General features: G+C 61.0%; 15 protein-coding genes. 10 read left to right on the top strand and 5 right to left on the bottom strand.

Annotated elements, in window-relative coordinates:
* Positions 1-8: 8 nt before the first annotated feature.
* From ATN84_RS04140 to ATN84_RS04125, 4 genes are all read right to left on the bottom strand, one after another.
* Positions 9-638 (bottom strand): nucleoside/nucleotide kinase family protein, encoded by a 630-nt coding sequence (locus tag ATN84_RS04140; RefSeq protein ID WP_068880222.1) that lies wholly within the window; start codon positions 636-638, stop codon positions 9-11.
* 18 nt (positions 639-656) lie between these two features.
* A complete protein-coding gene (locus ATN84_RS04135; protein ID WP_068880221.1) occupies positions 657-1445 on the bottom strand; it encodes an ATP-binding cassette domain-containing protein in 789 nt (262 codons plus the stop codon).
* Complete coding sequence (locus ATN84_RS04130) at positions 1442-2524, bottom strand: ABC transporter permease (RefSeq protein ID WP_068880220.1); 1083 nt, start codon at positions 2522-2524, stop codon at positions 1442-1444. The genes ATN84_RS04135 and ATN84_RS04130 overlap by 4 nt, the downstream gene beginning before the upstream one ends.
* A 118-nt stretch (positions 2525-2642) precedes the next feature.
* Positions 2643-3665: a sugar ABC transporter substrate-binding protein gene (locus ATN84_RS04125; protein WP_068880873.1), complete on the bottom strand. Its 1023-nt coding sequence runs from the start codon at positions 3663-3665 to the stop codon at positions 2643-2645.
* A 421-nt stretch (positions 3666-4086) separates the two neighbouring features.
* Here ATN84_RS04125 and ATN84_RS04120 point away from each other — a divergent pair, with 421 nt between their 5' ends.
* Positions 4087-5382 carry an ROK family transcriptional regulator gene (locus ATN84_RS04120; RefSeq protein WP_425287364.1) on the top strand — a complete coding sequence of 432 codons (1296 nt, stop codon included), beginning with the start codon at positions 4087-4089 and terminating at the stop codon, positions 5380-5382.
* A gap of 124 nt (positions 5383-5506) precedes the next feature.
* On the top strand, positions 5507-7138 hold the full coding sequence (locus tag ATN84_RS04115) for an alpha-D-glucose phosphate-specific phosphoglucomutase (protein WP_068880219.1): 1632 nt from the start codon (positions 5507-5509) through the stop codon (positions 7136-7138).
* A gap of 203 nt (positions 7139-7341) precedes the next feature.
* Here the strand turns inward: ATN84_RS04115 and ATN84_RS04110 are convergent, their stop codons facing one another.
* Positions 7342-8526 (bottom strand): Mrp/NBP35 family ATP-binding protein, encoded by a 1185-nt coding sequence (locus ATN84_RS04110; RefSeq protein ID WP_068880218.1) that lies wholly within the window; start codon positions 8524-8526, stop codon positions 7342-7344.
* Between the two features lie 352 nt (positions 8527-8878).
* Here ATN84_RS04110 and ATN84_RS04105 point away from each other — a divergent pair, with 352 nt between their 5' ends.
* The 8 genes from ATN84_RS04105 (at position 8879) to ATN84_RS04070 (ending at position 14951) form a co-directional block, all read left to right on the top strand.
* Positions 8879-9268, top strand: coding sequence for a hypothetical protein (locus ATN84_RS04105; RefSeq protein WP_068880217.1), 390 nt, complete (start codon positions 8879-8881; stop codon positions 9266-9268).
* Between the two features lie 75 nt (positions 9269-9343).
* Positions 9344-10339, top strand: coding sequence for a DUF1775 domain-containing protein (locus ATN84_RS04100; protein ID WP_068880216.1), 996 nt, complete (start codon positions 9344-9346; stop codon positions 10337-10339).
* Complete coding sequence (locus tag ATN84_RS04095; protein WP_068880215.1) at positions 10339-10929, top strand: SCO family protein; 591 nt, start codon at positions 10339-10341, stop codon at positions 10927-10929. Before ATN84_RS04100 ends, ATN84_RS04095 begins: the two co-directional genes overlap by 1 nt.
* A 564-nt stretch (positions 10930-11493) precedes the next feature.
* The gene (locus tag ATN84_RS26610) at positions 11494-11694 is read left to right on the top strand and encodes a hypothetical protein (RefSeq protein ID WP_153020083.1); all 201 of its coding nucleotides are present in this window, start codon (positions 11494-11496) and stop codon (positions 11692-11694) included.
* Positions 11669-12175, top strand: coding sequence for a hypothetical protein (locus ATN84_RS04085; RefSeq protein WP_201026306.1), 507 nt, complete (start codon positions 11669-11671; stop codon positions 12173-12175). The genes ATN84_RS26610 and ATN84_RS04085 overlap by 26 nt, the downstream gene beginning before the upstream one ends.
* Positions 12176-12186: 11 nt before the next feature.
* Positions 12187-12396 (top strand): hypothetical protein, encoded by a 210-nt coding sequence (locus tag ATN84_RS04080; protein WP_068880213.1) that lies wholly within the window; start codon positions 12187-12189, stop codon positions 12394-12396.
* A 190-nt stretch (positions 12397-12586) separates the two neighbouring features.
* Complete coding sequence (locus ATN84_RS04075; RefSeq protein WP_068880212.1) at positions 12587-13615, top strand: sulfate ABC transporter substrate-binding protein; 1029 nt, start codon at positions 12587-12589, stop codon at positions 13613-13615.
* A 292-nt stretch (positions 13616-13907) separates the two neighbouring features.
* Complete coding sequence (locus ATN84_RS04070; protein WP_068880211.1) at positions 13908-14951, top strand: sulfate/molybdate ABC transporter ATP-binding protein; 1044 nt, start codon at positions 13908-13910, stop codon at positions 14949-14951.
* Positions 14952-15168 lie beyond the last annotated feature (217 nt).

Raw genomic sequence — 15168 nt, 5'->3', positions numbered from 1 at the left:
TCAACGCGTTAGTCCCTGATGACATAATCCGCCGGCCACGATGACGAGACGACCAGTTGTGCATTGGGAATGTCGTTGGAAAGCGCGCGGTTGCGCGCCTCCTCGGGCGTGTGGTCGTGGTCCAGCCAGCGCTGGATCAGCCGCCGTTCCAACTCTGGAAAGGGCACGTCGAGGAAGATGGTGAGATCGAACAGCGGATAGAGACGGCTCCAAGGTTTATCCTCGAGCAGCAGATAGTTGCCCTCGATGAGCAGGATGCGATGTCCAGCCGAAACGACGGAAGCGCCGGCGCGGGAAAGGTCGAGCGTGCGGTCGAAAGCCGGGATGACGACATCCTCGTCCGCCATCCTGAGCCGCTTCAGGAGCATCTCGAAACCGGCGCAGTCAAAGGTCGGTGGCGAGCCCTTGCGGGCTCGAAGGCCTCGCTGGTCGAGGATCGCATTGTCGAGATGAAAGCCGTCCATCGGCACGATGACGGCTGGCCCGTCACCACCCTTGTTGAGCGCCTCGTGCAGATGTTCGGAGAGAGTCGATTTCCCGGCGCCGGGCGGTCCGGCAATGGCGACCAGAAGGCGCTCGCCTTCTCTCACCCGCGACAGGATGGCCGTCGGCAACGCGTCGCGGCTTATGCTCTCCATATTCCCCCCGAACCGAAATCAGGCGGCGGCCATATCCGCCGGCGGCTTCATTGCGCCCGTCATCAGCGCCACCGCATCCGACATCGAATAATCGGAAGGCTTGATGACCGCAAGCCGCCGCCCAAGGCGATGGATATGAATACGGTCGGCGACCTCGAAGACATGCGGCATGTTGTGCGAGATGAGCACGATCGGCATGCCCCGCGCCTTCACGTCCCGGATAAGATCGAGCACCCGGCGCGATTCCTTGACGCCGAGCGCAGCCGTCGGTTCGTCCATGATGATGACCTTGGAGCCGAAGGCCGCGGCGCGCGCCACGGCGACGCCCTGCCTCTGCCCGCCGGAAAGCGTTTCCACCGCCTGGCTGATATTCTGGATCGTCATCAGCCCGAGCTCCGAGAGCTTGTCGCGCGCCGTCTTCTCCATCGCCGTACGGTCGAGCATGCGGAACCAGCTTCCGAGCACGCCGGGCCGGCGGATCTCGCGTCCGAGAAACATGTTGTCGGCGATCGACAGCGCCGGCGAGAGCGCCAGGTTCTGGTAGACGGTTTCGATGCCGGCCGCCCGTGCATCCATGGGCGAATGGAAGTGAACCGGCTTGCCATCCAGCCGAATCTCGCCCTCGTCGGGAGAGACGGCGCCGGAGAGCGCCTTGATGAGCGTGGATTTGCCCGCGCCGTTGTCGCCGATCACGGCGAGAATCTCGCCGGGATAGAGATCGAAATCCGCATGGTCGAGAGCCGTGACCCGGCCATAGCGCTTGACCAGGCCCCGGCCGGAGAGGATGGGTTGCACGGAGGCGTTCATGCTGCAGCCTTTCTGATCCACTGGTCGATTGCGACGGCGGCGATGATGAGGAGGCCGATCATCAGATAGGTCCATTGCGGGTCGGTGCCCCAGAGCCTGAGCCCCAATGCGAAGACGCCGACGATCAGGGCGCCGAACATGGTGCCGAGGATCGAGCCGCGCCCGCCGAAGAGCGAGATGCCGCCGATCACCACCGCGGTGATGGATTCGATATTGGCGAACTGGCCAGCCGTGGGGGAGACGGAGCCGAGCCGTCCGATGAGCGCCCAGCCGGCCAGCGCGCAGATGAGCCCGCTCAGCACATAGACCGAGATGAGGACGGGCTTGACCCGGACGCCGGAGAGTTCCGCCGCGTCGGGATCGTCGCCGATGGCATAGACATGGCGTCCCCATGCGGTGTGGTTGAGTACATACCAGAGCAGGAAGACGAGCAGCACGAAGGCGATCACGCCATAGGTGAACACCGCGCCGCCGAGCCGGATGCTCTGTCCGAAGAATTGCAGGATCGGCGCCTCGGCGCTGATATCCTGCGCGCGAATCGTCTGGTTGGCGGAATAGAGGAAGTTCGTCGCCAGGATCACCTGCCACATGCCGAGCGTGACGATGAATGGCGGCAGCCTGATATAGGCGACGAGGAATCCGTTTATGAAGCCGCAAAGCGCGCCGACGGCGAAGCCGCACAGGATCGAGAGCTCCGCCGGCAGGCCGTAGCGGAAGGTGAACTGGCCCATGACCACCGAGGACAGCACCATGATCGCGCCGACCGAAAGGTCGATGCCGGCCGTAAGGATCACCAGCGTCTGCGCAGCGGCCACGATACCGGTTATCGCCACCTGCTGCAGGATCAGGGTCAGCGAAAAGGCGGAAAAGAATTTCGAGCCGACCAGAACGCCGAAGACGACCAGCGAGACGATGAGGACGATCAGCGGCACGGCGGCCGGGTTCCCGTGCAGGAACTCGCGTCCCCGCTGCAGGAATGTCTTGCCGGGATGTTCGAAGGAAGCGACCTCGCTGGCGCTGCCTGAAAGCACGCTCTCGAAATCCTGTGACGGCGTCGATGCCGTTTTCGGCTGGGTCATGGACAACTCCTCATGATGAGGGAGTAGGGGAATAAGTGAGTAGGGGAGTATGTAAAAACTTCCCCTTACCGCCCTACTCCCCTATTCCCTTACTCCTTTTGCGAGCGAAGCGAGCCGCTCAACCCCAGCACTTCTCCAGCGCGGTCTTCGTGTCGATGGAGGGAACACCCTCGACCGGCTTGTCGGTGACCAGCGCCACGCCGGTATCCACGAAGGTCTTGCCTTCGGTCGGCGTCGGCTTTTCGCCCGTGTCGGCGAATTTCTTGATCGCCTCGATGCCGAGAGCCGCCATCTGCAGCGGATATTGCTGCGAGGTCGCGCCGATGATGCCTTCCTGCACGTTCTTCACGCCCGGGCAGCCGCCGTCAATCGAGACGATCAGCACGTCCTTTTCGCGCCCGAGCGCCTTGAGCGCCTCATAGGCGCCTGCCGCGGCAGGCTCGTTGATGGTGTGAACGACATTGATTGTCGGATCTTTCTGGAGAAGATTCTCCATGGCGCGGCGTCCGCCTTCCTCATTCCCGTCGGTCAGGTCACGGCCGACGATGCGTGCGTCGTCTTCGTCGCCAAGCCGCGTCTCGTCCTTGGGATCGATGCCGAAGCCCTTGTCGAAGCCCTGGTCGCGCAGCACGTCGACGCTCGGCTGTGCCGCCGTCAGGTTGAGGAAGGCGACCTTGGCGTTCTCGGCTTCATCACCGAGCGTGGCGGCCGCCCATTTGCCGACCAGTTCGCCAGCGAGGAAATTATCCGTCGCGAATGTGGCGTCGGCGGCGTCCGCCGGCTCAAGCGGCGTGTCGAGGGCGATCACCAGGATGCCCGCGTCGCGCGCCTTCTGCAGGCTCGGCACGATGCCCTTGGTGTCGGAAGCGGTGATCAGGATGCCCTTGACGCCGTCGGCAATGCAGGTCTCGATGGCCGCCATCTGGCTTTCGCTGTCGCCGTCGATCTTGCCCGCATAGGTCTTGAGGTTGACGCCCAGTTCCTTAGCCTTGGCGAGTGCGCCTTCCTTCATCTTGACGAAGAACGGGTTGGTGTCGGTCTTGGTGATCAGGCAGGCGCCGACATCGGCCGCATTGGCCGGCATGGCGGCGACGCCGAGCGCAAAGGCGGCGAATGCCGACGATAGGATCATCTTCTTCATGAATTCCTCCCGAATTATGCCGGCAATGGAGCCGGCCCCGAATGAGTAATGTTTGATGCATTCGCTCTGAAGCATCATCTCAGCCCTGGTTCAGTGCATGATGCTGCCGCAAGGATCCGGCGGTTTTCAGGCGATCATAACACCAAATGGGCCGGCTTCGGGATCGAACATTTGATCCAAATGCCGGCACATTCGTCATCAGGGAAACATGGGAAAGAGGGACCTGTCAATAAATAAATCCGCTTGATTTATTAATCTCCTGTGCGAAGCTCGGCACGGGAGAAAAGCCGCCGCGCGTCTGCATTTGCCGCATGACCGCGGGCATTGACACCATTTGAATCGTTTTAACGAATTGAAATTTCGGGGTGTTTCGATTACCGGGCAAAGCTGGAAGAACACGACCATCGGGTCAGGGAAAATGATGGCTGCGGATAAGGGAAGAGAAAAGGAGGCCGCCGAAGGCGCGCGCGCGAGTGGTTTCAGGCCCGAATATGCGATCGACCATGGCCCCGCAATCAGCCGCGGATCCAATCAGACGGGTGTGCGCGCCTATAATGAGCGCCTGGTCCTCTCCCTCGTTCGCCGCCATGGCGCCCTGCCGCGCGCCGAGATTGCGAGGCTCACCGGTCTTTCGGCGCAGACCGTTTCCGTCATCATGCGCGGGCTGGAGGAGGATGGCCTTCTCACGCGCGGCGAGCGCGTGCGCGGACGCGTCGGACAGCCGTCGACGCCGATGCGGCTCGCCGCGGAAGGGGTTTTCTCCTTCGGGCTGAAAATCGGGCGGCGCAGCGCCGAGCTGATCCTGATGGACTTCATCGGCAATATCCGGATGCGCCTGCACGAGACCTATCGCTGGCCCGTTCCCGATGCGATCAGGAAATTCACCCTTGATGGCATCGATCGCTTCAATGCCTCGCTCGATGCCGCTCAGCGCCGCCGCATTGCCGGGCTCGGCATTGCCGTTCCCTTCGAACTGTGGAACTGGGTGGAGGAGGTCGGCGCGCCGCAGGCGGATCTCGATGCTTGGCGCAACGCCGATCTCGTTCGCGAATTCGCCGCGCATTTTCCCTTCCCTGTTTTCATGCAGAATGACGCCACCGCTGCCTGCGGCGCCGAGCTGACCTTCGGGCGCGGTCCGGATTTCACCGATTTCGTCTATTTCTTCATCGGTTCCTTTATCGGCGGCGGTGTCGTGCTCAACAACGCGCTTTATGCCGGGCGAACCGGCAATGCCGGCGCGGTCGGCTCGATGCCTGTGCCGGGGCCGGCACCTGACCCGCTGCCGGGAAAGAAAGGCCGGCCCAGGCAGTTGATCGACGCCGCTTCGGTCTTCGTGCTGGAGCGCATGCTGAAGGAGCGCGGCGATGACACAACCGCACTCTGGCTGTCGCCGGAGAACTGGGACGATTTCGGCGCCCCCGTCGATGAATGGATCGCGCTCACCGCCCGCAATCTCGCCCATGCCATTGTCGCGGCAGCCTCGATCATCGATTTTTCCGCTGCCATTATTGATGGCTGGCTTCCTGTTTCGGTGCGCCATCGTATCGTCGAGGCAACGCGCACGGAGCTTTCCGGGCTCGACCTTCAGGGTATCTCCGCGCCGGAGATCGTCGAGGGCAAGGTCGGCGTTCATGCAAAAGCCGTGGGCGCCGCCAGCCTGCCGCTCTTCAACCGCTATCTCTTCGATCAGAACGTGCTCTTCAAGGAAGCGGTCTAACTGCCTCCTTCGCACCGCACAAATTGTTATTTGCAAACAGCAAACTTGATCTATTCTGTCGCAAGAACTGCATAAAAATCCGCTCTATGCTGCCCCTCCAATCCCAGCCATAGGTACATGTTGCATGACTGTTCTGACTGTTGCCACCAAGCCTTATGACGACCAGAAGCCCGGCACATCCGGCCTGCGCAAGAAAGTTCCTGTCTTCCAGCAGCCGAATTACGCCGAAAATTTCATCCAGTCGGTGTTCGATTCACTGGAGAACTTCGAAGGCAAGACGCTGGTGCTTGGCGGCGACGGACGGTACTACAATCGCGAAGTCATCCAGAAGGTGCTGAAGATCGCCGCCGCCAATGGTTTCGGCCGGGTCATGGTCGGGCAGGGCGGCATTCTCTCGACGCCCGCCGCCTCGCATCTCATCCGCAAATACAAGGCCTTCGGTGGCATCGTCCTTTCGGCAAGCCACAATCCCGGCGGGCCGAAGGAGGATTTCGGCATCAAATACAATATCGGCAATGGCGGTCCCGCGCCGGAAAAGATCACCGAAGCGATCTTCGCCCGCTCGAAGGTGATCGACCGTTATCTGATCCTCGACGCCGGCGATATCGATATTGACGAGATCGGGGAGAAGAAGCTCGGCGATATGACGGTCGAGGTGGTCGATCCGGTCGCCGATTATGCCGAAATGATGGAAAACCTGTTCGATTTCGATGCGATCCGCGCGCTTCTGAAGTCCGGCTTCACCCTCCGCTTCGATGCCATGCATGCCGTCACCGGACCCTATGCCAAGGAAATCTTCGAGCGCCGTCTCGGCGCGCCTGAGGGAAGCGTGGTCAATTTCGTGCCGCTTCCCGATTTCGGCGGCCATCACCCCGATCCCAATCTGGTCTACGCCAAGGATCTCTACGATCTGATGATGTCGGACAAGGCGCCGGATTTCGGCGCGGCATCCGATGGCGATGGCGACCGCAATCTGATCATCGGCCGGGGCATCTTCGTCACCCCGTCGGATTCGCTCGCCATGCTCGCCGCCAATGCGCATCTAGCGCCGGGCTACAAGGCCGGGCTGAAGGGCATCGCCCGCTCCATGCCGACCAGCGGCGCGGCCGACCGGGTGGCGGAGAAGCTCGGCATCGGCATCTATGAAACGCCGACCGGCTGGAAATTCTTCGGCAATCTGCTCGATGCGGATATGGCGACGATCTGCGGCGAGGAAAGTGCCGGCACCGGATCGAACCATGTGCGTGAGAAGGACGGGCTCTGGGCGGTGCTGCTCTGGCTCAACATCCTCGCCGGACGCCGCGAAAGCGTCAAGGAAATAGCGGCGAAGCACTGGCAGACCTATGGCCGCAACTACTATTCCCGCCATGATTACGAGGAGGTCGATGCCGCCGCCGCCAACAAGCTGATGACGGATCTGCGGGACAAGCTCGTCACCCTGCCGGGCACCTCATTCGGTGACCTGACCGTCGTCAAGGCCGACGATTTCGCCTATCACGATCCGGTCGATCATTCCGTCAGCGAGCATCAGGGTATCCGCATCCTCTTCGAGGGCGGTTCGCGCGTCGTCTTCCGGCTTTCGGGCACCGGCACCTCCGGCGCCACCATCCGCATCTATATCGAGCGCTTTGAGCCCGATGCCGCCCGTCATGATCTCGACACGCAGGAAGCCCTGGCCGATCTGATCAAGGCGGCGCACAAGATCGCGCCAATCAGGGAATATACCGGCCGCGACAAGCCGAGCGTGATTACGTGAGCGAAGAAGTCCGTTTCCTGCATCATGGCCGCGCGACATCTGCTTTTGATGCTGCGGTCAATGGCAGGTATGGGTGCTGAAGATTGGTGCATAGCGGCCCCACCTCCGTCATCATCGGATCAAGTCCGAGTATGACGGAATTTCGGTGTTTCAGGCCAATCGCCGGCCTTGCTGCGGGAAAACTGAATGCGACTCCGATTCTCTCACTCAAAAACAATCGCCGGTGCGGCTTTCGTTTGCGTCGCGCGGGCGGTCTCCACCCCCTGCCAGGCCTTCGCGGCGATATCGCGATAGACCTTGGCATGGACACCGTCCGGCTCGCTGACGGTGACAGGCGTTCCCGCATCCGACATTTCGCGGATCTGCATGTGCAGCGGCACTTCGCCGAGGAAAGGCACGCCGAGGCGCTCGGCCTCCTTCTTCGCCCCGCCATGGCCGAAGATATCGTAGCGTGTGCCGGTATCGGGCGCGATGAAATAGCTCATGTTCTCGACGATGCCGAGCACCGGCACGTCGACCTTGCGGAACATGTTGAGCCCCTTGCGCGCGTCGATCAGCGCCAAATCCTGCGGCGTCGAGACGATGACGGCGCCGGCAAGCGGCACCTGCTGCGCCATGGTCAGTTGCGCGTCGCCGGTGCCGGGCGGCATGTCGACGACGAGCACGTCGAGTTCGCCCCACTCCACTTCGCGCAGCATCTGTGTCAGCGCGGACATCACCATCGGCCCGCGCCAGATCATCGGCGTCTCCTCTTCGACAAGGAAGCCGATCGACATCACTTTCAGGCCGTAATTCTCCATCGGCTTCAGGATGCGCCCGGAAACCGTTTCCGGGCGGCCATGGATGCCGAGAAGCCGCGGCATGGAAGGCCCGTAGATATCGGCATCGAGAATGCCGACCTTGAGGCCGTTCGCCTTGAGCCCAAGCGCCAGATTAACTGCGGTCGTCGATTTGCCGACTCCGCCCTTGCCCGACGCGACCGCGATGATGGCGCCGACACCGGGAATGCCGGGTTTGACGGGCGTTTGTGGGCGCGGCGGAGGAACGGCTCCCGTCGGTGCTGAGCGCTGGACGATGGTCGGGCGCTGCGGTGCCGACGGGCGCGGCGCCGGCGCATCGTCGCTGGTCCTGCCGCCCTTCTTCTCGGCGGTCAGCGTCACCAGCGCGCCCTCGACACCGGGTATCTCCTTCACGACCCTCTCGGCGGCGGCGCGCAACGATTCCAACTCCTGCGCGCGCTCGGCCGGCACGGTGATCGAGAAGAACACCTTGCCATCGGCAATGAAGATATCGGAGACGAGGCCGAGCGCGACGATATCGCTTTCGAAATCCGGCCCGGTTACCGTCTTGAGCCGTTCAACAACCTGTTCTCGCGTTACGCCTGCCATCCTGTCCAATCCCGCTTGGCTGCTTCCGGAGCACTTCCGGTCGCTCCGCTCTTATCCGCCTTGAGATAATGCAGTTCGGCGCAAAGGCCAATGGCAGAGCGTTCAACAATTGCGCGATGAACTGCAGCCGGCGGGGAACAATCCGGGACGGATTGGCTTAGGCCGTGTGGACAGCATCCTCCCCAACTACCGGCGCGGCCTGAAAATCCGTGCCGGGTTTTTCTGTTTTCCTGCTGCTCGCGTTTGTCGCATTTCAAAGCGCTCGACCTTGCGCTAGAGCAACTTTCGGTTCCGTCAAGGTTGCTATAGGATCCGTGCGGTGAAAAATGCCGCGCGGCAAACGGAAGAGAACATGCGCGAAATTATGTTGAACGGGCGGAATATGGTGCGCTTCTTCTGCGCGCTCGCAATCGTTCTGCTCGCCTTTGCGCACAAGCCGGTCGATCCGGGCTATGGCAACAGGATCGATCTCGCCGCCTACACCTTGCCGGATGGCACGGTTCCCGTCATTTGCCAGCCTTCCGGCGGTGATCGCGACGGCCATGACCATCATGACGATTTTTACGGCAAGAGCTGCGAGGCCTGCCGTATCTCGTCAGCCTTTGCATGTCCTGTGCCGCCGAAAACCACTGGCCCGGCCCTGCATCGGGGTGAGATGATCGTATTCGCGCCGGCGGCCCCGGTCGTCTGGCGGGATGCCTATCCGCCTTCGGCACCGCCGCACGCCCCACCCTTCGTCTGACCTGAACAACACCTATCTGGCCTGGCCACGACCGATCGTGCGTGGCCACACATTTAACCATTCAGGAACAAGACGATGACAAACACGACCTGCGCCGCATTCGCGGCAACCCTTCTGGCTTTCACCGGCATGGCCGGCGCCGCTCATGCCCATGCCACGCTCGAACAGGGCGAAGCCAAGGCCGGCACGAGCTACAAGGCGGTTCTGCGCGTTCCCCATGGCTGCGACGGCAAGGCCACCACAGCCGTCACCATCAAGCTTCCCGAAGGCTTTGTCTCCGCCCAGCCCATGCCGAAACCCGGCTGGAAAACCGAGGTGGTGAAGGGCGATTACCAGAAGACATATACCGTTCATGGCAAGGAGGTCCGCTCCGGCGTCACCGAAATCCGCTGGACGGACGGCAATCTGCCGAGTGATTTCTACGATGAGTTCGTCGTCGTCGGCAGGCTGGCGAACTTCGACAGGGACACGGTTCTTTATTTTCCCGCAACCCAGCTTTGCGGCGCCGATGCTTCGGTGGCCTGGACGGAAATTCCCGCCGAAGGGCAGGACCCGCATGATCTGAAAGGCCCCGCGCCGCAGCTCACGGTCATCGCCGCTTCCATGGAAGAACATGCCGGCCATGGTGGTCAGGATCACGCCACGCACGGCAACATGGAGCATGCGGCCGTCAAAGCTGGATCGGTCGATATCTCAGGTCCCTTCCTCCGCGCCATGGTGCCCGGCGCCAAGGTCGGCGGCGGTTTCGTCACGCTTGAAAACGAAGGCAAGGAAGCAGACCGTCTCGTCGGTGCCCAGTCGTCTGCCGCCAAGCGCGTCGAAATCCATGAGATGACCATGGAAAACGACATCATGAAGATGCGCCAGATGAAGGACGGCATTGCGCTGCCGGCCGGCGGTACCGTCGAGCTGAAACCGGGCGGCATGCATCTGATGTTCATGGATGTGACGAAGCCCTTCAAGGAGGGTGACACCGTGCCGGTCACGCTCGAATTCGAGAAGGCCGGCAAGGTGGAGGTGATGTTCAGGGTCGGCGCGGCTGGCGCGTCTTCCACGGAGCACCAGCACTGATGAATATCAGGACCATCCGTTACGGGCTTTGGGCGGCGATAGCCGCCCTTGGCCTGTTCCTCGCCGGCGCTTATGGGCTCGGCAAGTTCCAGTCCGGCAACGTGACGGCGGAGCTTGGCGCCCCCTTCAACCTGGTCGACCAGGACGGCAGGCCCATCACAGAGAAGGCCTTCGAGGGGCATCCGAGCGCGCTGTTCTTCGGCTTCACCCATTGCCCCGATGTCTGCCCGACGACGCTCTATGAGCTCGCCGGTTGGCTCAACCAGCTAGGGGACGAAGGCAAGGACCTCAAGGCGTTCTTCATCTCCGTCGATCCCGAGCGCGACACGCCTGATGTCATGAAGGCCTATGCCGGCAATTTCACCGACCGTATCACCGGCATCACCGGCGATCCGGCCGAGGTGGCGAAGCTGATCCTGGGCTGGAAGGTCTATGCCAGGAAAGTGCCGCTCGACGATGGCGGCTACACCATGGACCACACCGCCTCGGTATTCCTTCTCGACCGCAACGGCCGGCTCAAGGGCACGATCGCCTATGGGGAAAACCCTGATACCGCGCTGCAGAAGCTGAAGCGGCTGGTCGAAGGGTAAGCCTTGTCATCAAGCCTGAAGCTGAGATCTGGACGATTGCGTTCGACGGTCCGGAATGGAACATCGGATCAAGTCCGATGATGACGGCTGCAGGGAGGAAGATGGCTGCATGACAGGCGCCGCGGCCGACATCAACAACAGTTGGCCAGAGGCAGATCAGCGGATAGGCAAAGATTGGCGGATTGGGGGATGGAGAGAAATTTGGCGGATGGCGGATGAGCAGGCGCTATGCAGAACTGGAAGGCACAGCGCCGGAATATTTCTCATACCATCCGTCCCCTCGTCATCCTCGGGCTTGACCCGAGGATCCATTCCGGAACGGCAGAACCGGCCGCAACGGAACGATGCGCTCACATTTCCATGATAGCGGCTGCATCACAAGGGGTAGACAATCCCATAAAATATGACTATTATACTCTAGAATAATTCTAACATATTGATATTTTACAGCTTTTCCCAAAATTGCATTTGACTTTTCCCCATTCTCCCGGCTTTATGCAAGCGTGCCCGCATGGGCATAACCTTTGATGTCTGGGCCTTGAACCCTTTCGATTGGAGGACCTGATGATTGGTCTTGATGTGCACCGCCTCGCAGCGGTGGATGGTTTGTCGTGGCAGCTCGATCTGTTGCCCACCGGCCATTTTTACCCGCAACCGGAGCTTTCGCGCTTTGGTATATCCGAAGCTTCGAGCGGCGCGAAAAGCGCATCCCGTCATGGCAACGCGATGGGAGGCGGGCGTGAATATTCGCATTTCCGAGCTTAACGGTTCCAATAGCTGCTATTTCGAGCGTGTGCCCGAGAAGCTGGTGCTGGAAGGCTATCGCCGCTGGACGTCCGGTTATGAGACCGGCTCGGTAATCCCCTGGGAAATGGCGTGGACGCTTTATGCCGAAGCGCTGGGTATCGCGGCTGGCAAGCAGGCGCTGGCCGAGCTCTCGCATTTCATCCGCGTGCTCAGGCATTGCGCCGCCTGTCCGCTGCGCTGCTTCCCCTTCGATTCCCATCATGTCTGCCGCGAGGAATGCCTGACGCTCGGCTTGATCTCGGCTATGCAGAATGGTGATGAAGCGACTGCACAAACCTGCCTTACGGCGATCTCCTGTGCGGTGCGCTGCGACGAAGTGGCCGAGGCGGCCCGCATTTTTGCCGGCACTCTGGCCGAATTCGGCCAGACTTTGCTGCCTATACCCAAGCACGCCATTGACGACATTCTCTTCCGCCCGAAGCGGGCTACCTTCCATTAAGGAGCCGGGTCATGAATTCACGCACCGAAAGACGTCTCGGCATTGCCGCCGCTGCAGCGCTCACCGTCGCCGCTTTCATCGTGCCGGCCAGTGCCGACAGAAGCCCGAATGTCGAGGTCGCCACGGAAATCGCCCATGACAGCGCACTGATCCGCTACGCCTATGCCGATACGGCCGCTGCGATCAGGGATTTCTCCCATATCGTGCGCGATCATAGATAGGGAAAGTCGGATAGGGAATTTGCATCCATTCCCGCCATGAATTGGCGGGATGTTGGGATGCATTTTCCCGTTCGCCTGCCGTTTTGCGGAAAATTTTTATAAATCCCACTAAAATAGGTGGTTTATAGCGTTCCCCTGTTCTCCGGTGATCTGATAGCCTTTTTCAGGATATCAGCACGGAGATCGCGCAATGGCTCGCTACACTCTCTCCATACCCTTCGCGGCGCTTCTGGCGGGGGCTGTCGTTTTCGGTGCCGTCCCGCCGGCTTTTGCCGACCAGACCATTCTAAACGTCTCCTATGATCCGACCCGTGAGTTCTACAGGGATTTCAATGCCGCCTTCGCCAGGCACTGGCAGGCCGAAACCGGCGAGACGGTAACGATCGATACCTCACATGGCGGCTCCGGCAAGCAGGCCCGCTCCGTTATCGAGGGCATTGATGCCGATGTGGTGACGCTGGCCCTTGAGAGCGACATCACGGCCATCGTTGAGCGAGCACGCCTCATCGACCCCAACTGGCGCCAGCGCCTGCCCAACAATTCCGCGCCCTATACCTCGACCATCGTCTTCCTTACCCGCAAGGGTAATCCCAAGGGCATCAGGGATTGGGGCGATCTCGTCAAGGATGGCGTCGAAGTCATCACGCCCAATCCCAAGACGTCAGGCGGCGCGCGCTGGAATTATCTGGCCGCTTGGGCTTGGGCTCATAAGCAATATGGCGGGGACGAAGCCAGAATAAAACAATATATGGGCGAGTTGTTCAGTCACGTGCCGCTGCTCGACACGGGCGCCCGTGGTGCGACGAGCACCTTCGTCCAGCGTCAGCTGGGCGACGTGCTGATTGCCTGGGAAAATGAAGCCTATCTCTCCGTCGCGGAGTTCGGTTCCGATGCCTTCGACATCGTGGTGCCGCCGCAATCGATCCTCGCCGAGCCTCCCGTCGCTGTTGTTGACAAGAATGTCGATGCCAAGGGCACGCGCAAGGTGGCCGAAGCCTATCTCGAATATCTTTATTCCGGGGAAGGCCAGCGCATCGCGGCCAGGCATTTTTATCGTCCCGCCAAGCCCGATCTAGTTCCGCCGGAGGAGCGCGCCGGGTTCCCGGACTTGACGCTCGTGACGATCGATGATCCGATTTTCGGCGGCTGGAGCAAGGCGCAGCCCTATCACTTCGGCGATGGAGGCACCTTCGATCAGATTTATAAGCCTGGCAAATAGGAAACTGCGGATACCGGGAATGAGAGTGGGAACGAAATGAATTGAATTGACCGCCATTCCTGTCTCCTCGCGGGCGGAGTGACAAATAAAAAAGCCGAGCATCATCCCCGGTTTCGGGCTGGCGCTCGGCTTTGGTTTGCTGCTTGCTCTGCTCGCACGCGTGACGCTACTTCTCAAACCGCTTCTGGAAATGCGATATAGGCGGCGAGTTGAGTGGCATGATCCCAAAATGTTGAAGGCTTTCCGGACAAGATCGTGCGGCTGAAGAAAGGCCATTGAAAGGGACTGATGAATGGATGTTCGCGTTGTCGATGTGCGCAAGGAGTTCGACCGTTTCCCGGCGTTGCACAATGTCTCGCTCGACGTCAATTCGGGTGAGCTGATCGCGCTTCTGGGGCCGTCCGGCTCTGGAAAGACGACGCTATTGCGCCTCATCGCCGGGCTCGAAACGCCGACGGAAGGCACGGTGTTCTTCGGCGATGAGGATGCCTCGCTGAAGAGCGTTCAGGAGCGCAATGTCGGCTTCGTCTTTCAGCATTATGCGCTCTTCCGGCACATGACGGTGCTCGACAATGTCGGTTTTGGCCTCAAGGTACGTCCGGGATCGAGCCGCCCGGAGAAGGAGGAAATTCGCCGCCGCTCGCTGGAACTGCTCGATTTCGTCCAGCTTGGCGGGTTGGAGAAGCGCTATCCCACACAGCTTTCCGGTGGCCAGCGCCAGCGCGTGGCGCTCGCTCGCGCCATGGCCATCGAGCCAAGGGTGCTGCTGCTCGACGAGCCTTTCGGCGCGCTGGATGCGCAGGTGCGCAAGGATCTGCGCCGCTGGTTGCGCGAAATCCACGACAAGACCGGCTATACGACCATCTTCGTCACCCATGATCAGGATGAGGCGCTGGAACTCGCCGACCGTGTGGTCGTCATGAGCCAGGGTCGCATCGAGCAGATCGGCACCCCGGACGAGGTTTATGACAGGCCGAATTCACCCTTCGTCTACGGCTTTATCGGTGAATCGAGCACGCTTCCCGTCAAGGTCGAGAATGGCGCGGTATGGAGCGCGGACCGCAACATAGGTCTGCCGGCGGGCGATTTGCCGGACGGCGATGCAACGCTCTATTTTCGCCCGCATGACGTGGAACTGCTCAACGGTTCCGGCCACTGCATCGCCGGTACGGTCGTGGCGAGCCGCCGGGCCGGCGGTACGCGCCGCGTCGAATTGGAAATCGGCGGCGGGCGTGATCGTGTCGAAATAGAGGTTCCCGCCGAGCACCCGGCCGCAGACAGGAGCCGTGTCGCCTTCAAGCCGAAGCACTGGAAGCTCTTTCCGGTGAAAAGATAAATACTACCGTTTTTTCGCTGTATGGCGCTCACATCCGCGAGGCGTACAGATGCGCCTTGCGGATGCCTGCCTTCTAACGCAAGATTACCGTGCAGAACGATTTGTGCGTTGCGGATAAAACGATTTAGCCGGAGTGAAGCCCCGTCTGACGCAATTTGGCCAAAACTGGTCAGCAACCACGATTGGGGTGGGCGCATCGTTTAACGGGATGCGGCGC

It is taken from the genome of Paramesorhizobium deserti (assembly GCF_001558695.1).
Lineage (GTDB): Bacteria > Pseudomonadota > Alphaproteobacteria > Rhizobiales > Rhizobiaceae > Paramesorhizobium > Paramesorhizobium deserti.
The sequence above is the reverse complement of the archived record's forward strand: the minus strand, read 5'-3'. Positions and strand labels throughout refer to the sequence as shown.

What these genes read in the sequence shown, in the direction of transcription:
- ATN84_RS04100 (WP_068880216.1), top strand. Translation starts at nt 9,344, where the DNA reads ATGACAAACACGACCTGCGCCGCATTCGCGGCAACCCTTCTGGCTTTC.
- ATN84_RS04140 (WP_068880222.1), bottom strand. Translation starts at nt 638, where the DNA reads ATGGAGAGCATAAGCCGCGACGCGTTGCCGACGGCCATCCTGTCGCGG.
- ATN84_RS26610 (WP_153020083.1), top strand. Translation starts at nt 11,494, where the DNA reads ATGATTGGTCTTGATGTGCACCGCCTCGCAGCGGTGGATGGTTTGTCG.
- ATN84_RS04130 (WP_068880220.1), bottom strand. Translation starts at nt 2,524, where the DNA reads ATGACCCAGCCGAAAACGGCATCGACGCCGTCACAGGATTTCGAGAGC.
- ATN84_RS04115 (WP_068880219.1), top strand. Translation starts at nt 5,507, where the DNA reads ATGACTGTTCTGACTGTTGCCACCAAGCCTTATGACGACCAGAAGCCC.
- ATN84_RS04075 (WP_068880212.1), top strand. Translation starts at nt 12,587, where the DNA reads ATGGCTCGCTACACTCTCTCCATACCCTTCGCGGCGCTTCTGGCGGGG.
- ATN84_RS04105 (WP_068880217.1), top strand. Translation starts at nt 8,879, where the DNA reads ATGCGCGAAATTATGTTGAACGGGCGGAATATGGTGCGCTTCTTCTGC.
- ATN84_RS04080 (WP_068880213.1), top strand. Translation starts at nt 12,187, where the DNA reads ATGAATTCACGCACCGAAAGACGTCTCGGCATTGCCGCCGCTGCAGCG.
- ATN84_RS04125 (WP_068880873.1), bottom strand. Translation starts at nt 3,665, where the DNA reads ATGAAGAAGATGATCCTATCGTCGGCATTCGCCGCCTTTGCGCTCGGC.
- ATN84_RS04120 (WP_425287364.1), top strand. Translation starts at nt 4,087, where the DNA reads ATGGCTGCGGATAAGGGAAGAGAAAAGGAGGCCGCCGAAGGCGCGCGC.
- ATN84_RS04070 (WP_068880211.1), top strand. Translation starts at nt 13,908, where the DNA reads ATGGATGTTCGCGTTGTCGATGTGCGCAAGGAGTTCGACCGTTTCCCG.
- ATN84_RS04110 (WP_068880218.1), bottom strand. Translation starts at nt 8,526, where the DNA reads ATGGCAGGCGTAACGCGAGAACAGGTTGTTGAACGGCTCAAGACGGTA.
- ATN84_RS04095 (WP_068880215.1), top strand. Translation starts at nt 10,339, where the DNA reads ATGAATATCAGGACCATCCGTTACGGGCTTTGGGCGGCGATAGCCGCC.
- ATN84_RS04135 (WP_068880221.1), bottom strand. Translation starts at nt 1,445, where the DNA reads ATGAACGCCTCCGTGCAACCCATCCTCTCCGGCCGGGGCCTGGTCAAG.